The 18,059-nt window shown below is 47.2% G+C and carries 14 protein-coding genes; 5 read left to right on the top strand and 9 right to left on the bottom strand.

Annotated elements, in window-relative coordinates:
• Positions 1-2 precede the first annotated feature (2 nt).
• Positions 3-914: a DUF58 domain-containing protein gene (locus tag IH879_01170; GenBank protein ID MCH7673546.1), complete on the top strand. Its 912-nt coding sequence runs from the start codon at positions 3-5 to the stop codon at positions 912-914.
• Positions 915-968: 54 nt separating this feature from the next.
• Here the strand turns inward: IH879_01170 and IH879_01165 are convergent, their stop codons facing one another.
• A complete protein-coding gene (locus tag IH879_01165) occupies positions 969-1,625 on the bottom strand; it encodes a lytic transglycosylase domain-containing protein (GenBank protein ID MCH7673545.1) in 657 nt (218 codons plus the stop codon).
• Between the two features lie 469 nt (positions 1,626-2,094).
• Between IH879_01165 and ggt the strand changes: the two genes are divergently transcribed.
• Positions 2,095-3,792 carry a gamma-glutamyltransferase gene (gene ggt, locus IH879_01160; protein MCH7673544.1) on the top strand — a complete coding sequence of 566 codons (1,698 nt, stop codon included), beginning with the start codon at positions 2,095-2,097 and terminating at the stop codon, positions 3,790-3,792.
• Between the two features lie 90 nt (positions 3,793-3,882).
• The gene (gene solA / locus IH879_01155) at positions 3,883-5,046 is read left to right on the top strand and encodes an N-methyl-L-tryptophan oxidase (protein MCH7673543.1); all 1,164 of its coding nucleotides are present in this window, start codon (positions 3,883-3,885) and stop codon (positions 5,044-5,046) included.
• A 209-nt stretch (positions 5,047-5,255) separates the two neighbouring features.
• Here solA and IH879_01150 read toward each other — a convergent pair whose 3' ends face one another.
• On the bottom strand, positions 5,256-6,200 hold the full coding sequence (locus tag IH879_01150; GenBank protein MCH7673542.1) for a hypothetical protein: 945 nt from the start codon (positions 6,198-6,200) through the stop codon (positions 5,256-5,258).
• A gap of 85 nt (positions 6,201-6,285) precedes the next feature.
• On the bottom strand, positions 6,286-7,608 hold the full coding sequence (locus IH879_01145; protein MCH7673541.1) for an aminotransferase class I/II-fold pyridoxal phosphate-dependent enzyme: 1,323 nt from the start codon (positions 7,606-7,608) through the stop codon (positions 6,286-6,288).
• 267 nt (positions 7,609-7,875) lie between these two features.
• Between IH879_01145 and IH879_01140 the strand changes: the two genes are divergently transcribed.
• Positions 7,876-8,040, top strand: coding sequence for a hypothetical protein (locus IH879_01140; GenBank protein ID MCH7673540.1), 165 nt, complete (start codon positions 7,876-7,878; stop codon positions 8,038-8,040).
• A gap of 114 nt (positions 8,041-8,154) precedes the next feature.
• Here IH879_01140 and IH879_01135 read toward each other — a convergent pair whose 3' ends face one another.
• Both IH879_01135 and IH879_01130 read right to left on the bottom strand, forming a co-directional pair.
• Positions 8,155-9,783: a D-aminoacylase gene (locus tag IH879_01135; GenBank protein ID MCH7673539.1), complete on the bottom strand. Its 1,629-nt coding sequence runs from the start codon at positions 9,781-9,783 to the stop codon at positions 8,155-8,157.
• Between the two features lie 35 nt (positions 9,784-9,818).
• Positions 9,819-10,685, bottom strand: coding sequence for a hypothetical protein (locus IH879_01130; GenBank protein MCH7673538.1), 867 nt, complete (start codon positions 10,683-10,685; stop codon positions 9,819-9,821).
• Between the two features lie 204 nt (positions 10,686-10,889).
• On the opposite strand from IH879_01130, the gene IH879_01125 reads away from it, so the two are divergent.
• Positions 10,890-11,813, top strand: a complete 924-nt coding sequence (locus IH879_01125; protein ID MCH7673537.1) for a hypothetical protein — start codon at positions 10,890-10,892, stop codon at positions 11,811-11,813.
• Positions 11,814-12,152: 339 nt separating this feature from the next.
• Here the strand turns inward: IH879_01125 and IH879_01120 are convergent, their stop codons facing one another.
• From IH879_01120 to IH879_01105, 4 genes are all read right to left on the bottom strand, one after another.
• Positions 12,153-12,440, bottom strand: coding sequence for a DUF3179 domain-containing protein (locus tag IH879_01120; protein MCH7673536.1), 288 nt, complete (start codon positions 12,438-12,440; stop codon positions 12,153-12,155).
• A 12-nt stretch (positions 12,441-12,452) separates the two neighbouring features.
• Entirely contained in the window at positions 12,453-12,896 is a 444-nt protein-coding gene (locus tag IH879_01115; GenBank protein ID MCH7673535.1) for a hypothetical protein, read from the bottom strand.
• 123 nt (positions 12,897-13,019) lie between these two features.
• A complete protein-coding gene (locus tag IH879_01110; GenBank protein MCH7673534.1) occupies positions 13,020-15,704 on the bottom strand; it encodes a peptidase M14 in 2,685 nt (894 codons plus the stop codon).
• A 74-nt stretch (positions 15,705-15,778) separates the two neighbouring features.
• Positions 15,779-18,059: hypothetical protein (locus IH879_01105; protein ID MCH7673533.1), on the bottom strand; the 2,281-nt coding region annotated here is incomplete at its 5' end.

The raw sequence follows: 18,059 nt of genomic DNA, 5'->3' as shown, positions 1-18,059 counted from the left end.
GAATGCCAACTTCACAAGTCACGGATACTCGAAAATACCTGAATCCAGAAGTTGTCTCGAAGCTTCGCTCTATGGATTTACGCGCGCGCTTAGTGGTAGAGGGATTTATTACCGGTCTGCATAAAAGTCCGTACCACGGTTTTAGCGTGGAATTTGCCGAACACCGTCAATACATGCCCGGCGATGAAATCAAACATATCGACTGGAAAGTTTACGGCAAAACCGACCGTTTTTATGTCAAACAGTTTGAAGAAGAAACCAATTTAAAATCTTACATTCTCCTGGATGCCTCTGCTTCCATGGGGTACTCATCAACCGGTATGAGTAAATTGCAGTACGCATCGTATTTGGCGGGAGCTCTGTCTTATTTAATGATACGCCAACGAGATGCAGTCGGCTTGGTTACATTTGATGAAAAAATCCGCCGGTATCTCCCGCCCCGCTCGGTCACTTCCTACCTCAACCAAATTTTAACCGAACTGGATCACACCGAAAGCAGCTCCAAAACCAACCTTTCCACAGCCCTGCATCAAATGGCGGACCGGATTAAACGGCGCGGGTTGATTATTCTGTTTTCAGATCTATTGGATGACCCGCAGAAGGTAATTTCCGGATTGCGGCATTTCCGCCATAAAAAACACGAGGTCATCGTTTTTCAAATCCTGGACCCTTTGGAACTAACTTTTGAATTCAAGCAGGATGCGGTGTTTAAGGATTTAGAATCGGGTGAAGAAATCAACACGCAGCCCTGGCATATCCGAAGTGAATATCAACAACAGGTCAACAAATTTATCAATACGTATAAAAAATTCTGCCGGGAGCACCAAATCGACTATGTCATGCTCAACACCAAAGAAAACTACGACCGTGCCCTGTTTGAGTATTTAATAAAAAGGAAAAGGATTGGGGGGTAAAAAAACCCGGGCGCTCCACCAGGTAAACCCGGGCTTTTTGAGGGACATCTATTTCTAAAGACTTTTACTCTTAAACTCGTCATACAAATTCAACACAAAGGGGATGTAAGCCCTGGTCTCGGGCCACAAAATGCCGTCCGCTTTATCATTTGCCAACCACAATTTTACTCTTTTGTCGCCGCCGTTATAAGCTGCCAAACCGCCTTCCAAATCATAGGTTTCAATCAAAGCGGAGAGGTAGCGCGTTCCCAATCTTATATTATAAATAGGATCGAACAAAACCTCTTCAGCTCCGGTCCAGGAGATTCCCTCGTATTTTGACAACCACTCACCAGTCGCCGGCATAATCTGCATCAGCCCCATTGCTCCAGCCTTTGAAACGACTTTTGGATCCCAGGTACGGGCGCTTTCATGGGTAATTGTGGCACAAATCAAATTCACATCGAGATTTGGATATTTAACGCTCATCTTATAAATCTCGTTGGCAATTTCTTGCTTTAAATCATTCCGTAAACCCGGGTTAAATATGTCCAGAATTTTCAAAACTTTTTGATTGCTCGATCGCCGAACGAAATCAACCTGGATAACTCCCTCGACCGTCCGAAGTGATTTCTCAAAGTATGAGATTTTATTTTTCTGCTCGCTTGAATTGCCCGCCAAAAAATTGAGCGAGAACAAGCTCGTCAAAATTGCAATGATTAATAATTTCATCCGTGGCCTCCAGACCCTTTGGAATTCTTCCTTAACTGTTTCTATCTCCTTAGATAAGGTATCTTTAAAAAAACTCTCAAATAATTTGTAAATGAAAAGAGGCTTTCGAGCAAGAAAGACGCGAGGTGCAGTTCTGAGGTGTGGGTTCGTCCTTGATGCGAAGCTTACATCTTTAATTCATTGGCAAGCGCTATACAAGAAACGTACCAAGAATTAGCCCCGAATTTGACTCGACTCTAAGTATTTAATTTACAAATTATTATAACACTAACATCCGGGTAACGGTAAAAACTTGGATGGCTCAGTTGTGTCCGCATCGAAGACACTGTGTCAGGTGTGAGTCAATTTTACCGGAGATGAATCAATCAACTTGACAATTTACGTTTAGATGGTTAACTTTTAAAAATCATTTATCAGCTTCAATCAAATGTGCTGTTAGTTGAAAGTTCGACATAATTAAGGAGAGCACATGATCAAATCTATTAATTCCCTCATCTTCGTCTCGATGTTTTCATTACCTATTTATGCCCAGGACCGAATCACGGGCAGGAGCTTTGCTACCCGTTCCGAGGTTATCGCCCGCAACGGCATGGCCGCCACCAGTCAACCCTTAGCGACGCAAGTTGCACTGGACATTTTGAAACAAGGTGGGAATGCCATTGACGCTGCGATTGCTGCGAATGCCGTGCTTGGTTTGATGGAACCAACCGGCAACGGAATTGGCGGGGATCTTTTTGCAATTGTTTGGGATGCTAAAACAAAAAAACTTTACGGACTCAACGCCAGTGGCCGTTCACCCAGGTCGCTTACTCTTGACTATTTCAAAAAACAAGGCTTAGAAAAGATTCCGAGTCATGGCCCGCTGCCGGTTACAGTTCCCGGCTGTGTTGACGGCTGGTTTGAGCTGCACAAGAAATTCGGGAATCTTTCCATGAAAGAAAATCTGGCACCCGCAATTGAATATGCCAGGGAGGGATTTCCGCTCTCAGAGCTCATCGCCTACTACTGGAATCGCAGTGCGCCGTTTTTAAAAAAATATGAGGGCTTTAAAGAAACATTCATGCCAAATGGCCGGGCTCCAAAGAAAGGGGAGGTTTTTAAAAACCCTAATCTTGCCAACACCCTGGAAAAAATCGCCAAAGGCGGCCGGGACGTTTTTTACAAAGGTGAGCTTGCCAAAACTATGGCTGCTTTTATGAAGCGGGTCGGTGGTTTTCTCTCGTACGAGGATCTGGCCTCCCACAAATCCGATTGGGTCGAACCCGTCTCCACAAACTATCGCGGTTACGACGTCTGGGAGTTGCCGCCGAACGGCCAGGGTATCGCGGCGCTGCAAATTTTGAACATCCTTGAAGGTTATGATATTCAGGGGTGGGGGTTTGGCAGCAAAGAGTACATCCACCACTTCATCGAAGCCAAAAAACTGGTTTTTGAAGATCGGGCAAAATTTTATGCCGACCCCGATTTCAATCAGATTCCCCTTAAAGAACTTATTTCGAAAGAATACGCCGCACAACGGCGCGCTTTGATTAATCCGCAACGCGCAGCAAGACGCTACGATGCAGGGAATCCGGCTTTGCTGGCGGGCGACACCATCTACTTAACTACGGCCGACAAGGACGGTAACATGGTCTCGCTCATTCAAAGCAATTACCGCGGCATGGGCACCGGGCTTTCTCCGGATGGACTCGGATTTATCTTCCAGGACCGCGGCGAGTTGTTTGACCTTGAAGAAGGAAATTTCAACACCTACGCGCCCGGCAAACGTCCGTTCCATACAATTATTCCCGCCTTTATCACCAAAGACGACAAACCATTTATGAGCTTCGGCGTCATGGGCGGGGCCACGCAGCCACAGGGTCATGCACAAATAGTTATAAACATAATTGACTTTGGCATGAATATCCAGGAGGCCGGCGATGCGCCGAGAATTTTGCACCAGGGCTCCTCGCAGCCAACCGGGGAAGAAATGACAAACGGCGGAAGCGTTTACCTTGAATCGGGGTTGCCCTATGAAGTTTATCGTGACTTGAGGGAAATGGGACATCGTATTGGTACAAATGTCGGCAGCTTCGGCGGCTACCAGGGCATTATGCTTGATTGGGAAAACAAAGTTTATTATGGTGCCTCCGAGTCGCGCAAGGATGGACAGGCGGCAGGGTATTAACCCCGAAAGACCGAAAAGCGAAAAAGCCTGGAGGGACGAACTGTTTCTGTTGTCAATTGTCTTCCATCATAAAAAAAACCGGGATCCCGTTTGTCACAATCATTAAAAATAAGCAGCCAACCGGAAAAATACGATATAGTCATTCTCGGCGTTGGTGGCATGGGAAGCGCCACGCTTTACACACTTGCAAAAAGAGGGTTAAAAGTTTGCGGCATTGAACAATTTGACCTGGCACACGACCGCGGCAGTTCTCATGGTGAAACCCGGCTTATTCGTAAAGCTTACTTTGAACACCCCGACTATATCCCGCTTCTCAACCGGGCTTACGATCTTTGGTATGAAGTTGAGAAAGAAGCCGGCGTGCAACTATTTGTTAAAAACGGCCTGGTTGTTGCCGGCAAACCGAATTCTGAAGTGATCAAGGGGCTTGACCTGTGTTATGAAAAACATGACTTGCCTCACGAGAAGATAACAGTCACTGAAGCCAGGAAAAGATTCCCACAATTCCATTTACCGGAAAATTTTGTTGTCTATTATGATCCAATCGCCGGATTTTTGCATGTGGAAAAATCCGTTGAACAATTTGCTGACCTTGCCCGGGGATACGGAGCAACGTTACATACAAATGAAAAGGTTCTAAATTGGCGGCCTAAACAAAATCACATTTCAATAAAAACCGACTGTCGAGAAATTGTCGCCGACAAGCTGATCATTACAGCCGGCGCATGGGCAAACCAGGAAATGCTTTCATTGGGAATTGACTTTGATATTTGGCGAAAAGTTCTTTTCTGGTACGACTCGCCTGAAATTTCAAACTATAAACTTGGCAACTTTCCGAGCTTTTATGTGGAATTAGACTTTGGCGGTTTTTATGGCTTCCCGGCCATAAACCCATTGGGGTTGAAAATTGGCGAGCACGAAATACCAGGGCTCACCGCGCAGCCAGATAAGTTAACCAGAACTCTCCAGCCGGAAGACGAGCCCGTTGTTTTGCGATTTTTTGAAAAAGTCTTTCCAGGGTTTCAGCCGACTCGAACGAATTTTACCGTTTGCATGTACACAATCACGCCGGATTTTAATTTCATTTTAGATCGGCACCCGGAACATGAAAACGTAATTATTGGCGCCGGGTTTTCCGGTCATGGCTTTAAATTCGCACCGGTAATCGGGGAAATCCTGGCTGATTTGGCAATCGATGGTTCCACATCCCACCCAATTGATTTTCTGCGATTGACTCGATTTAAAAAAAAATAACAAAAAAAACTCAAAAAAGTGCTTGCTTCGCGGAGTTTTTGAAAATTATACTGTTGGCATGAGTGGTGCTTACAGAGTCGGGAATATTGAAAATTTACTACGATTGGTTTGGATGTTTCGTGGGAAAAACCGAAAAAACAGGACCCTGGTCGTGTGTATTAAAGCCATCCGTTGAGCTACTATACCCTCACTTCACTTTTGGTTTATTGTTAAACGAATCCCTCAATTAATTTTGAATATTCTGAAAAATTGTCTCTCACCAATCGACTTGGTTCAATGTGAATAAAAAACCGGTCGCCGTAACGCCCGGCCCTGTACAGGGTTGAACCGTTTACGAATCTTCCCTGGACATTTGTACTCCCCAGCAAAGGACAATTTGAAGAACTATCCCCCGCCACTGCGACGGTTAAGCCGCTGTCCTTAAGATTGGATTTAAGATCAAACAGGATCTGCTTAGACCCGTCGCTTAAACCGCTGCTTAGAAAAATATCTTCACATTCAGGACGATTGTGACCATGAATGCTCAAAGAATAGATTTGGTCTTCATACTCGGAAACGGCCTCATGAGTAACCTGGAACACAGATGTAACAAAATGCGCTATATCGGAAACCGGATACCGATCCTCACCGCATCCTCGAAAAGTTCCATCACATTGTGTAGGTTCGGAATTAGCGCATCTGTGGGTTCCTGCCAGCATAAAAAAAAGGGACCCGGAACGTCTGAAAATTTCCGCCGCCTCGATAGGTGTATTGATGTCATATAAGGGATGTGGACTTTGAACACAAATTGCGCGCTTTTGATTGGGGTTCAAAACATAGGTGCCCCAACCCTTTCTGACCGGGAGATTTTCTTCAAGAACATAATATATCCGGTCGTCAATTCCTGTGTCTTTATATCTGAGAAGGCGGTAAAAAGGGAACTCAGTATCAATTATAGATTGAACTTCAGGCAGATTGCCGTCTAAAAATAAAATAACAAGATCATGCCAATTGTTGAGCTGGCCTGCTGTAGGCTTTACAAATCCTTCGCTTGCGCGCCCGGGCATCTGCCGAGCAATGTTTTCAATATGCGCAGCTAAATCACCGGATAGTTCTTCTATCTGAGTGGTCTGGTTGGTCGAGCAGTTTAAAAAATAAGTAGTGAAAAGAAACAATAAGAACGGATTTGCAGCTAACTTCTTTCAATGGGGTAGATCAGGTCAATGAGTAATTTGGGCAGTTAAGATGGTGCCATCCCCCCTATTTAAAGTCATTTGCCCAGGAACATAGTCTTTCGATGCCAGTGCTTACTTTCGGACAATTTTTTTCGACAAACTCCTCAGTAAGCGGTTCATCCAATGCAATAGCGCCGGCCTGCGCCAGGACATTTGCGCCATCAAAATCGACATAAGCCAGTCGCAGTGCAAACTTAGAGTCGGGCCGTCCGAAGCTGGCCCCCGGCAAAGTTGCAACGCCGGTATCCTGCAAAATTCTTTCACAGAGCATCGTGTTGGTTTTTATCCCCTGTCTCTCTAAAGCCCCTTTAAAAGGGGAAAAACTTGGAAATAAATAAAACGCACCTTGCGGTTGATGAATCTTAATGCCGGTTTCTTTCATTTTCTTGTAACAATATGTACCGATTGCTTTCAGGACGCGACGACTTTGAACCAAATATGCTTCGATTTCCTCGCCGCCCTGGAAAGCGCGAATAGCCGCGTACTGGATTGGCGCGCTGGTGGCCGTGTAAGTTTCACTCGCAACCACTGCAATCGCGTCGAGAAGCCACTGTAAAGAATCCGGAAAGGTAAAGGCTCCCAACCGCCAGCCACCGGCACCACACCATTTGCTCAGACCTGTGCTAATGATCGTTCCTTCCGGATAGAACTCGGCAATCGACGTATGTTTACCTTCGTGGTGAATTTCACCATAAATTTCATCGGAAAGCAGGACGACCCGATGGTTCCGGGCAACTTCCCCTAATTCCTTGAGCTGCTCTCTCGTGTAGGTGTGGCCCGTCGGATTATTGGGATAGTTAAGTATCAACAGCCGGGGCCGATCGGGATCTTCCTGGCACAAATTTTCGAATTGCTCCGGCATGAGCAGCCAGTTATTAGCGGAGTTGGTAGGCAGCCAGTAAACCCGTCTGCCAATAATTTGCGCCTGCGGGGCGTAGGAAACCCACGATGGCGTTGGAATCACCAGATCTCCGTAGTAGGCTAACTGAAGTAGGAACATCAGCTCCTTTGAGCCGGGACCGATCAAGACATTTTCAGCCTTTCGTTTTATGCCATACTTCCGACAATGGTACTCGGCAATGGTTTCCCTAAGTGCGTACAACCCTTTCACAGGAAGGTAATTTTTCTGAAAAGCATTTTCTTGCAGTGCCTCAACAACGGGTGCCGCAACAGGAAAAGGAGATTGTCCAAAACCAAATTTGATAATATCGCGACCTTCGGCGATCAACTCTGCACTCCGCTCATTGATTGCGAGAGTCGCCGATGGTTTTAGCCCGCGTACGTTCAGATTTAGATTAATAGAGGGTGTATGGTTAACGTCGGTTTTTTCATCCACTAAGATATTCATCGTTGTCCCTGCAAAAAGTCGATTTCAAACAAAATTTTATTGTTTTTTCCAATCCTTATCAACAAACATTTTGTACATTTTTACAAACATCCATCCTAGCAGTTCATTATTCTAACGAAGTTTCGGACAGAAGTATCTCAAGAACTATGCCAAATTTTGAACCATTATCGATAGTAAAGCACCTTACATGAGTAAACCCCAATCCATTTTTCATTATTAATCACCAACTCTCCATTTACTTCAACATAAAACACCATCGGGATATTGATGTGGTTCGGTCCCGGTCGCTCAGTCGATAACTTTTTGTGGATCAAAGATGACCGCATCTGCCATCAATTACAGCAAAAGAACTTATTCGGGCAGGCCGCTGATTTGCAAATGCAGGTGTTAAGCATGCCGATGGTGACAATTTATCAATTCCATATTTCTTGACGCTAAAGAAGGCAGTTCCAACAACCATCCACCGGCGTTTGAGCGGACAACCCAAACGCCAGGCCTAACATAACGAAAACTAATGGTATGCCTATCTTTTTAAAAATAGTAGATCTATTTCTCGGAAATAGTTTGCTCGCTCGCTGCTCCATGTAAAACCTTTCCCGGGAATTCGCCGGTCCGGTTAGACTCATCAATCACAACTAGGCCATTGACTAAAACGAAAGGAATTCCTTCAGGATATTGATGTGGCTCAGTCCAGGTCGCACGGTCGATCACTTTCTGAGAATCGAAGATAACGATATCTGCCCACATACCTTTCTTTAAAACTCCGCGATCCTTTAGCCCAAGCCTCTTTGCCGGAAGCGAGGTCATTTTCCGGACAGCCTCTTCTAAAGACAGGACCTTTTGCTCTCTGACATACCGGCCCAGGACGCGGGGATAAGTGCCGTAACTCCTGGGGTGAGGCTTCGCCTTGCCAAATTCGATAGTGGCGCCATCGGAAGCATGCATGACAAATGGATGCTTCATTATTCTTACAACGTCTTCCTCAACCAAACAGTGATAAATTCCTCGTCCGCCGCCGGCGTGATATAAATCCATGAGAGTCTCAGCCGCATTTTCGGGAGTTGGCTCATTGCCGCGCATTTTAGTGATTTCGGCAAGGTTTTTACCTTCGAGAGCGGAATCGGAGGGATAGGAAGAGATGACGATGGTGGCCGGGTCGCCGCCGCCGCGGTCGTACAAAATGTTATGAACTATTCCTTCTTTAATCCTCGCTCGAAGGGTTGCATCTTCAAGCCGTTCTTTAATTTTTTCCTCTCCGCCTTCGAGAGACCAGGCGGGGAACAGCACAGTCAAGCCCGTACTGGTCGCTGTATAAGGATACTGATCTACGGTAACGTCCATTCCGTCTTCAACGGCTTCATCCACCATTTTCAGGGTCTTAACACTGCTACCCCACATCGATTTTCCCACAGCTTTATGATGAGAGATATGAACCGGCAATCCCGCCTGACGGCCAATATTCAAGGCCTCTTCAACGGCGTCCAGCAATCCAATTCCTTCCTCGCGCATATGTGTGGCATAAAAGCCACCATGCTTACTGACCACTTTAGACAAAGCCACTACTTCTTCAGTATTTGAGTAAGCGCCCGGAATGTATTTTAAACCGGTTGACATACCGAACGCCCCATCCTGCATGGCTTTTTGAACCAAACTTTGCATTTCTTGCAACTCTTCAGCAGTGGCATAACGATTCTCCCGGCCCATCACTTCTCGTCTAACGGTATTGTGTCCGACGAGCAAAGTGAGATTCAGAGCGATGCCGGTTTCCTCGACTTTCTCTAAAAAGTCTCCGATTGGATATGGAGACCCGCCGCAGTTTCCACCGACAATCGTTGTAACACCCTGGCGGATGTAATTTTCCACTGACGGAAATTCTAATATTTTGCGCTCGGCATGGGTATGTAAATCGATAAATCCAGGTGCAACCGTGAGACCCCCGGCATCTATGATCCTTGTGGCCGTCCTAGTTTCCAGATTACCGATCTCGCTGATTCGGCCGCCTTTGATTCCCAGGTCAGCTTGTAATGCAGGACCTCCAGTGCCGTCGATTACACTGCCATTTCTTATGATGAAATCGAACTCACTTTCCTGGCATGAAACAGACATATAAAACAGTCCGGGGAAAATGATAAGCAGCAAAAATAAAAATCGAGACTTCCTTTTTAATAAGCTCATCCGGGCATCTCCTTTGTTCAAAAGACAAATGGGTATTATCTTGCTTCGATAAAGTGCACCAAGACAAATCCCTTTTGATTTTTATCGATTAATTTTCCCGATGCAATGACTTTCGTTCCTTTGGGTTCAATCACGAAACTGTTCGGATCTACATTAGAACCGTTCGGATAATATGTCATTGCCTGCCACTTTTTTTTGTTCTTAAGGATATCAGTACTTGCAATTTGAATTTCGAAAAAAGCGGTCGGGGATGCTCGTTGGGGTGGAATGGAAACTGCACAAACATCCTTCGTAATGGCAGCAACTCTACGAAGATAATTTTGTACCAGTCCGGGAATACGTTTGTGATTTGAATCGCTGGGACCCATGTCGAAATCACCGTCGCAGACCTTCTTCCGCCACTTCTTTTTCTTCATAGCGTCGAAAAGGAGCTGGCCGTGCAGAAGTTCATGATAAAAAAGCGCTTCATCCACCAGCGGTGTGGAGCTCATTTGCTTGCCGGCCGTCTCAAGGGTGAACATGATAAAATTGTTTGCATAAATACGCTTTTCTTTCCCCTTCATGATAATAGTAGGCTGCCAAATGTAGTAACCGACAGTCCCGCCAGGTACGTGAAACTGCTCTTCACCAACTGACAAATTTCTATCCCACTTGATATGCCTTGTCGTCACATTTATGTAGACTCGTTTGAACTTGCTCCCCTTGGGACAGTCATAGGATACCCGAACTGTATCTTTGAAACTCCTGATGACATCATCAACTTTTCGAGGAAGAAGGTCATCGTGTTTGCGCAGACTCCGGAGCCTGCCGTTAAATTCGAGGCGCTCGATGATTGTTGGTTTCTGTGGTTTTTCCACAAGACCGACGTTAAACAGGAAGGTAAATATTAAACAGAGTTTCATAATTTAAAAAAATGCCTTTTGTTCAACATTAACAAAGTTAGCTCAAATTTAGCCACGTTTTATGCTCCATAATATGGAAAATATTTTTAAATTGTCAAGACATTCATTCACCTTAACTCTAACTTGTCATAGGAAGCGGGAATATCTTCGTCTCTAAAACGGTTTTTTCTATAAACCTCAAAGAAGAACATTCTTTCTTATCAAATGAAAACAAAAATCATAATTTGGATTTTGTTCGCTTGCTTGGTAGCAAACTTAATCACGCCTAATCTGGTTTTGAGTGGTGCCTGGGTACAAAAAAAGCATGGATTTTATTTTAAGGTGTCCGGTAATTATTTCCTTACGACGAAAGAGTTCAATCATGAAGGGCGGCGACTTGACATATTCCAGGAGAGAATCATATATGAAGATACTTCCTTCAGAGACTTAAATCTGACCGCTTATCTCGAATATGGTTTATTTGAAAAATTTACGTTAGTTGCAAATCTTCCGTTGAAAACCCTGACATCCAAACGTACCGAAATTATCGGCGGGGGAGTGCTTGCACGCCAAGTCACGAGTCATACTCAGGGAGTATCCGACCTGGCTCTCTCAGGGCGCTATGCTCTGCTGGATGGAGCGCTTATGTTGTCCTATCAAGCAGGCATCGAAATACCTCTTGGGTATGAAGCCGCGCCTGATAACGATGGCCCGCCGCTGGGTACCGGCAATGTAGATTTTGTTAGCCACTTGTTAATCGGTAAAAGCCTGTTTCCTTTTCCAGCCTATTTAACCGGTGGCGTTGGTTATCGCCGGCGCAGTGGCCCTTTACATGATCAGATTCTTTTCACAGCGGAAGGCGGCTATTCCTTTGGCTCCGTCCTGGTCAAAGTTACTTTTGACGGGCTGAAAAGTACCATTGCTCCTCCGGATATTGTTGGTCAGCCGGTTACGACTCCCTTACCTGGTGGTGGTGGCGCTCTTCCAAACATAATTCAAGGCGATCAAGATATTTTTAAAATCAGCCCCTCAATCATAGTTAACCTCACCAAACAAATAGCCATTCAGGGAGAATTCCTTCACGTTTATGCCGGCAAGAATACGGTGTCCGGAACGAGTTATTCCTTGGGTTTGATTTACACAAAATAGCATCAAACCACTACTTACTTTCTAACAGGTAGGGCGAAGAGCGAAGGGCGGAAGGAATGAGGTGTGGCAGCTATAGCTGCACACTCTTCGCTAACCGCTCTACAATTTGTTTGGCGGACTGGAGTCTAGGGAAGATTTTGTTGGCGCCCCTACCTTCTGCGGAGGGCGACCCCACAAGAAAGACGCGGTGAGCGGCTAACTATAATTGTGCGCGAAGCGCCACCGGTTGAGGAGGCGCACGCAGCCCGTGCAGGACGCCTGCTTTTGGCGGCCGGAGCGGCCATAAGCCAGTGAGAAATGTTAGTTAATTCTTTAGAAAATTTGAGTGGATAAGATTTTCTATTTGGAGGCGGGGTCCATAAATCTAGTCTCCGGATGGTCGGCCTTCCAAGTGCTCCAGCGAGTCTTCGTCGATCTAAATTCTTCAAGAGTCCGATCTGCGTGAGGTCCGCTGATACACGTTAACCCCTCTTCACCTTCCAGGTGGTACCAGAGGCTTTCGGTTTCATAATCATATAAGACGAAAGTGAATTCATATGTCCATCCGCTGGCACTTAAGGTGAGGACTGAGTCCTGACCTCCCGAGGCGGTCAAGCCTTTTATTTCCCGGCTGTACACGGCAGCCAAATCAACCAGCGGTCAGTAAGCCACCGCCACATGCAAATTACCAAATTTTTCATCAGCGATTTCATGCCGAGTCAGGTCGATAATAGAATAACTCCGAGTGCCGTCACTCAGGGGCCGAGTGCCGTCATTCAGGGTCGTGCCGAGAACAAGAAAGTCAGCTTCATCATCGGGATAGTCCGTGTCGCCGGGGGAAAGCATCTTGGGGGTTAAGATCGGCCTGATGGCATTGGGACCCAAGCCAAATTGGAATTTGGACGGTTCCATGTCATACCTCTTTTTTGCATGGGTGACATCCCACCTTTTCCCCGTCCTGTCAACTATGAAGATTCGTGCGTCTTCATGAATGATCCCTTCGGGCTCAAAATTTGCATCCGGACTTGAGGGATCTTGACTACAAGCAGTAAAAACAATTATTTCTGCTATGATTATTGCACTTACTAAATCAAATCGACTCATAATTCAATTTGCTGAATTTGCGGTTGAGTAAAGAGATACCTACTGAAACAAACCTACGAACGCGAAATATTCCCATCCAGGTAAATAATTTGTGTCATAAACAAGAATAAATCGACCAAGCCATCAATCCTCTGTCTCGGTCATCGATTCTTCACCAGCGGGTATTTCATCGAGAGTAAGTCCAAGCAGTGAATTGAATAACAATTTGTAGGTGCCTCTGGGCTGACCACGGAATTGTGGGCGGAAACCGATAAGTATGACATCCCCTTTACCCAAACCTACTCGCATCATCGCAGCCTTACCCCCGATGTATTTCTCATCTCCTAAAGCCCAACCGCTCATGAGAAGATCTTTTTTCTCATAGCGGGCAATGATTTCAACAGCGGGTGAGGGTGCCTCAGGAATATCTTCCTTACCGCCCTCACCTTTGCGTGATAATTTGACAACCTTAAAGGCCCGGCTGCGATTAAACGAAGCCGCTGTTTCCGGTTGCATGCCGTAGGCCAGCGGGTGTTCTGTCTCCACCGCAATTTTTACTAAAGAACCTGGAATGAAGAATTGTTTCGAAGACAACCCTGAAACGACATTCTGCACCGGCAATCCGAATTGCTCAATGGCAAAATCGTTTGCCGCATCGAGGGCAACCACTGTTCCACCCTCTTCGATATACCGTTTCAAGGCAACGGCTCCTTCGATGCCAAGCCCACCCGTATATTGTTCGGGCATCGTGCCTTTTGTATGACCATTAAGAATTCTTTTCGCAGATTGATGGGGGAGAATAATTGCGGTGTAACTTCTGAGATCCCCCTTTCGAATATCGGCATCGTGCAGGGTATCGGCGGCAAATTCATATTCGTTTAAGAGCCATCGCGTCCACCCTTCATCCATATTGCTCACCCAGGATTTGTAAATTCCTATTCTCCCTTGTTGCAACGGATACATCTTTCCAGAAGGTTCCTTATCGATACCCCAAAAATCAAGTCCGAGATCATGAGACAAATCCGCGACTTTCTCAGCAGTTTCCTCACCATTGGATTTAATAACAAAGGTGCCTGCGTCAAGGTTCTGCTTCTTGGCCGAGACCGGCACACCGCTCAAAAAGACTTGTTCTCCGTCATTAAGCAGCCTGTTTACAGCCAGGATACTGGCATTCGGTCGGTGAGAAAGTAGGTAACCAAAGCGAGCGCCACCGCTAACCTTGCCAGATTCGGGGGAAACCATCTCCGCTACGGCGACGGTCGGAGCATCAAACGGACTGTCGATGCGATCGATGTTGACGCCCATTTGTAGTGGCAAGGTCCAGCCGGCAAGATCGTAAGGCGGCTCCGGGGGACCATTAGGCGTGCGCCGCCGATCGGGATACTGTTGCTTCTCCAGCAGGTCAACAAGATAAGGTCGAAATGCCTGGGCGGTGTAGACAACATAGGACCCGGCGGGGTATTTTTGTTCGCCGGCTTTAAAGCTCTTTGTTGCTTTATGGACCTCTACACCGCCAATCAGCAGGACATTAACGAGGTTCAATTCTTCACCGGAGTTCCACTGTTCCTTGGGGATAACGTATGCATACGGCTCTTCGGTTTCACCCTGGGCAATGGCGTCGCGTCCCATCGAGTAGATATTGTAAAGCCATTGCTCCTTGAGGTCGGTGGCGATTTTTAGAACAGCCATAGAAGCAGTGAGCATGTACTTTATCGGTTCCCTGAACTGTGATTTTCCGCCCTTCCAGGGATCGGGATAGAAAATATTCGTGCCGGATGTGGTTAGCCCAGCACCGCGTCTGCTCGCGATGGTTTTCGGAAGGGAATCGGGTTCGAAAAATCTCGGCGTCGGTGTGGCGTGGCTGGTCTCGGTGAGGATGCCAATCATGTTGTGGAAATAGGGTACTGTACGCATGCCGCCGTTCCACCACATACTGTAGACCACATCAGAAACCACGCCGGGCATTTTTTTTACCGCAAAACGATTTGCCATAGCGCTGCCTACCAGGTTTACGCTTGTTGTGACGCCCGGGTGAATATTCGGATTCACCGGATCGGCAAAAGGTGGCAGGAAGATCCTGGTCCAATTGGGTCCGGTTTGATGGTGGTTGTAAACGATCTGCGGGTACCACTCCTGGTAAATCACCTGACTAACCGCTTTGGACTCCAGCATGTTGTTCATGAACCAATCGCGGTTGTTGTCATGACCGACATAAAAATGATACAGCCAGGGTGGGCGCGTCGTTTCAAAAGGGGTTCCGAGGTTCTGTTTGTACCAGGAGGCCACGATGTCTAAGCCGTCGGGATTCATGACCGGCATGAGCAGCAGAATCGTGTTGGCACGAATTGATTGCATCTCTGCCGTTTCTTCGGTGGCGACTTTGTGGGCGAGCAAGGTCGTCATCTGGGCGTGGGCGACTTCGGTAGCATGCAAACCCCCATCTATCCAAGTAATGGACTTACCTTCTTTCACCAGCTTATGAGCTGTTTCCTCATCAATACGGGCACGGGCTAACTGTTCGCTGATACTGCGCCAGCGGTCGAGTTGTTTTAGATTTTCCTCGCTGGAGATGAAAAGTAAAAGCAGTGGTTTGCCCAAAGTCGACTTGCCGATTTCCCGCATCTGTACCCGGGCACTGGCTGCGTCCAGACGCTTGTAGTAATCCAGCATTTGATCATAAGTAGCGAGTTTGTAATCATCTCCAGGGTTGAAGCCGAAGACGTCTGCAGGATGTGGTACTTGTGTCAAGAGTTCCCCTGCCATCAACAGGGACAAAAGCAAACTCAAGGTCAGCATCGGGATTAGATGTGAATTCTTGAACGTAATCATTTGTGTCTCCTTAAATCTCAAAAAAGTTGTTAATTGTCAAGATTAAATGAGCGGCTTCCGGCCCTCAATGACTGTCACTTAACTGTTGTCAAGCCCCTGGCCTGAAGTTTAACGTTTAATTTCGGTAGCTCCTCAGTCAACAGGTCTTGCAGATCTGCAAGATGTAGTGCTATAATTTTTTCAATATCCTCAAGCCGCCTGCCGGCATCGTGTCCTGGTTTCTGGTCGGCGACTGTGGTCATGCCGTAGAGATAAGTCAGCTGTCTGTTCAGCATTGGCTTGAGTTGGGCGCCAACTTTGCCTTTTTCAGTTTGGACGAGTGCTTGTTCTGTTTCCGTAAGTTTTAAACGGATAGATTTTGCTTGAGCCACTATGTCAGCACTACTTTCGGAATGGGCCGCTGCGCTATCGAGGTGACTCCGGACTTCCCGGATTCGCAGCACTGCCTGGCGTAGTTCGCTAATCCGATCGCTGATTCGTGTGTTCAAATCAAACTGTTCACGTAGATCAGTAACTGTGACACCATCTGCAGCCACCCTTGGATCAATTAGCAACTCAAAGTTTTGGGTTTGGCTCCAGTCACCGATTGTCAATCGAACCTGGTAGGGACCCGGTACGGCCAGCGGTCCTCTCTCGGCACGCAGACTTTCGAGCGGCGCCGTATCGGGATAACGCATATCCCAGATGAAGCGATGCATCCCTGCTTTTTCTGACAGCGGCTTCGGTAAAGGCCGGCGCCTGAATGATTCCTCTGCATCTGACCGGGATGCTATTTTCGTGGTGTCGCTGGAAAAACTCCTTACCGGATCGCCCGCTGCGTCAAGTATGTCGACTATGAGTTCTTCGCTGCCTTCTTTGGCCAGATAATAGTAAATCATGACGCCGTTTGACGGATACTCGGGCGTCGCACCGTCACCCCTTCTTCGCGTAGAAGGCCAGCGACTCCGATAGGTGTCTCTCGGTTTGAACAGATAGGCTGAAGAGGAGGCCACTTTCTCAGTAAGTTGGTGCAGCGGCGTTACATCGTCGAGAATCCAGAATGACCGACCCATGGTAGACAACACCAAATCGTTGTGATGCACTTTGATATCTGTAATCGGGGTTGCCGGCAAATCCAGCTGCAGAGACTGCCAGTGTTTACCGTCATCAAACGAGACGAACATACCGAATTCCGTACCCGCATACAACAGGCCCTTGCGGACAGGATCTTCGCGTATAACCCGAGTCGGGTAGTCATCCGGGATGCCGTTTGTACCGTCTGTAAGGCGTTCCCAGCTCGTTCCGTAATCCTCTGTTTTGTAGATGTAGGGCGACCAGTCATCGAGCATGTAGCGGTAAATCGCCACTAACGCACGCCCAGGGGCATGGGGTGATGGCTCCATAGTTTGAACCCGGCCTCCGGATGGCAGATCGGGCGGCGTGATATTTTTCCAGTTTTGGCCGCCGTCGCGCGAAATGTGTACCAAACCGTCGTTGGTTCCTACCCAAAGGACGCCCTCTTCATGTAATGATTCTCTGAAAGCATAGATAGTGCTATAAATCTCTTCGCCCGTAATATCGTGTGTAATCGGTTCTCCGGAATACCCTTGGGTTCCAGCAGGCTTGGCCGTAAGGTCCGGGCTTATTATCTCCCAGGTTTGTCCTTCATCAGTGGTTTTGTGGACATACTGCGACGTATGATAAATGACATCCGGGTTATGCGGTGAAATCTCGATGGGTGAGGTACGTTGAAAACGGAAGGGCATTTCACTGGCAGCATGCCCGTAGTTGAAATGCGGATAGACCCAATATTGCATCTCCTGGCCGGTCAGACCATTGTAGCGGCTAAACCGGCCTTTGCAGCCTCCATAAACAATGTGCGGTTTCAGAGGATGCACCGCTAGCGGGCCCGTTTCGCACCCAGCCACTGCGAGCCAGAACTGCTTTGGAGAAATCAGTCGGCTTGCAACTGGTGGCAGGCTCGGCACCCTAATGGTACTGTTATCCTGCTGCTCACCGTAAACCCAGTACGGAAATTGGTTGTCGACCACGACGTGGTAGAGTTCGGCCGTGGCCTGGTTGTACTGCTCCGACCAGCTCTTGCCGCCGTCGAGGCTGACATTGACGCCACCATCGTTGGCCTGAAAAAGGAAATCGGTGTTTTCAGGGTTGATCCACATGTCGTGGTTGTCACCGTGTGGCGTTCGCACCCGGGTGAACGTGCTGCCTGCGTTTACTGATCTAAAGAAGCCTTCATTGTTCACGTATACCGTGTTTTCGTCCTTAGGGTCTGCGGTAACGTGCGTATAGTAGAAGGGTCGGTGCATCAAACTCTTTTGCGAGTTGATCAGGCTGAAGTCTTGCCCAGAGTTATCC

It is taken from the genome of candidate division KSB1 bacterium, from assembly GCA_022562085.1.
In the GTDB taxonomy this organism is placed as follows: domain Bacteria; phylum Zhuqueibacterota; class Zhuqueibacteria; order Oceanimicrobiales; family Oceanimicrobiaceae; genus Oceanimicrobium.
This window is presented reverse-complemented; position numbering and strand designations above follow the sequence as displayed.

Excerpts from the sequence above, each read along its gene's own strand:
- IH879_01165 (MCH7673545.1), bottom strand. The coding sequence starts at position 1,625 with ATGAAATTATTAATCATTGCAATTTTGACGAGCTTGTTCTCGCTCAAT.
- IH879_01145 (MCH7673541.1), bottom strand. The coding sequence starts at position 7,608 with ATGAATATCTTAGTGGATGAAAAAACCGACGTTAACCATACACCCTCT.
- IH879_01135 (MCH7673539.1), bottom strand. The coding sequence starts at position 9,783 with ATGAGCTTATTAAAAAGGAAGTCTCGATTTTTATTTTTGCTGCTTATC.
- IH879_01125 (MCH7673537.1), top strand. The coding sequence starts at position 10,890 with ATGAAAACAAAAATCATAATTTGGATTTTGTTCGCTTGCTTGGTAGCA.
- ggt (MCH7673544.1), top strand. The coding sequence starts at position 2,095 with ATGATCAAATCTATTAATTCCCTCATCTTCGTCTCGATGTTTTCATTA.
- IH879_01170 (MCH7673546.1), top strand. The coding sequence starts at position 3 with ATGCCAACTTCACAAGTCACGGATACTCGAAAATACCTGAATCCAGAA.
- IH879_01130 (MCH7673538.1), bottom strand. The coding sequence starts at position 10,685 with ATGAAACTCTGTTTAATATTTACCTTCCTGTTTAACGTCGGTCTTGTG.
- IH879_01140 (MCH7673540.1), top strand. The coding sequence starts at position 7,876 with ATGTGGTTCGGTCCCGGTCGCTCAGTCGATAACTTTTTGTGGATCAAA.
- IH879_01110 (MCH7673534.1), bottom strand. The coding sequence starts at position 15,704 with ATGATTACGTTCAAGAATTCACATCTAATCCCGATGCTGACCTTGAGT.
- IH879_01115 (MCH7673535.1), bottom strand. The coding sequence starts at position 12,896 with ATGAGTCGATTTGATTTAGTAAGTGCAATAATCATAGCAGAAATAATT.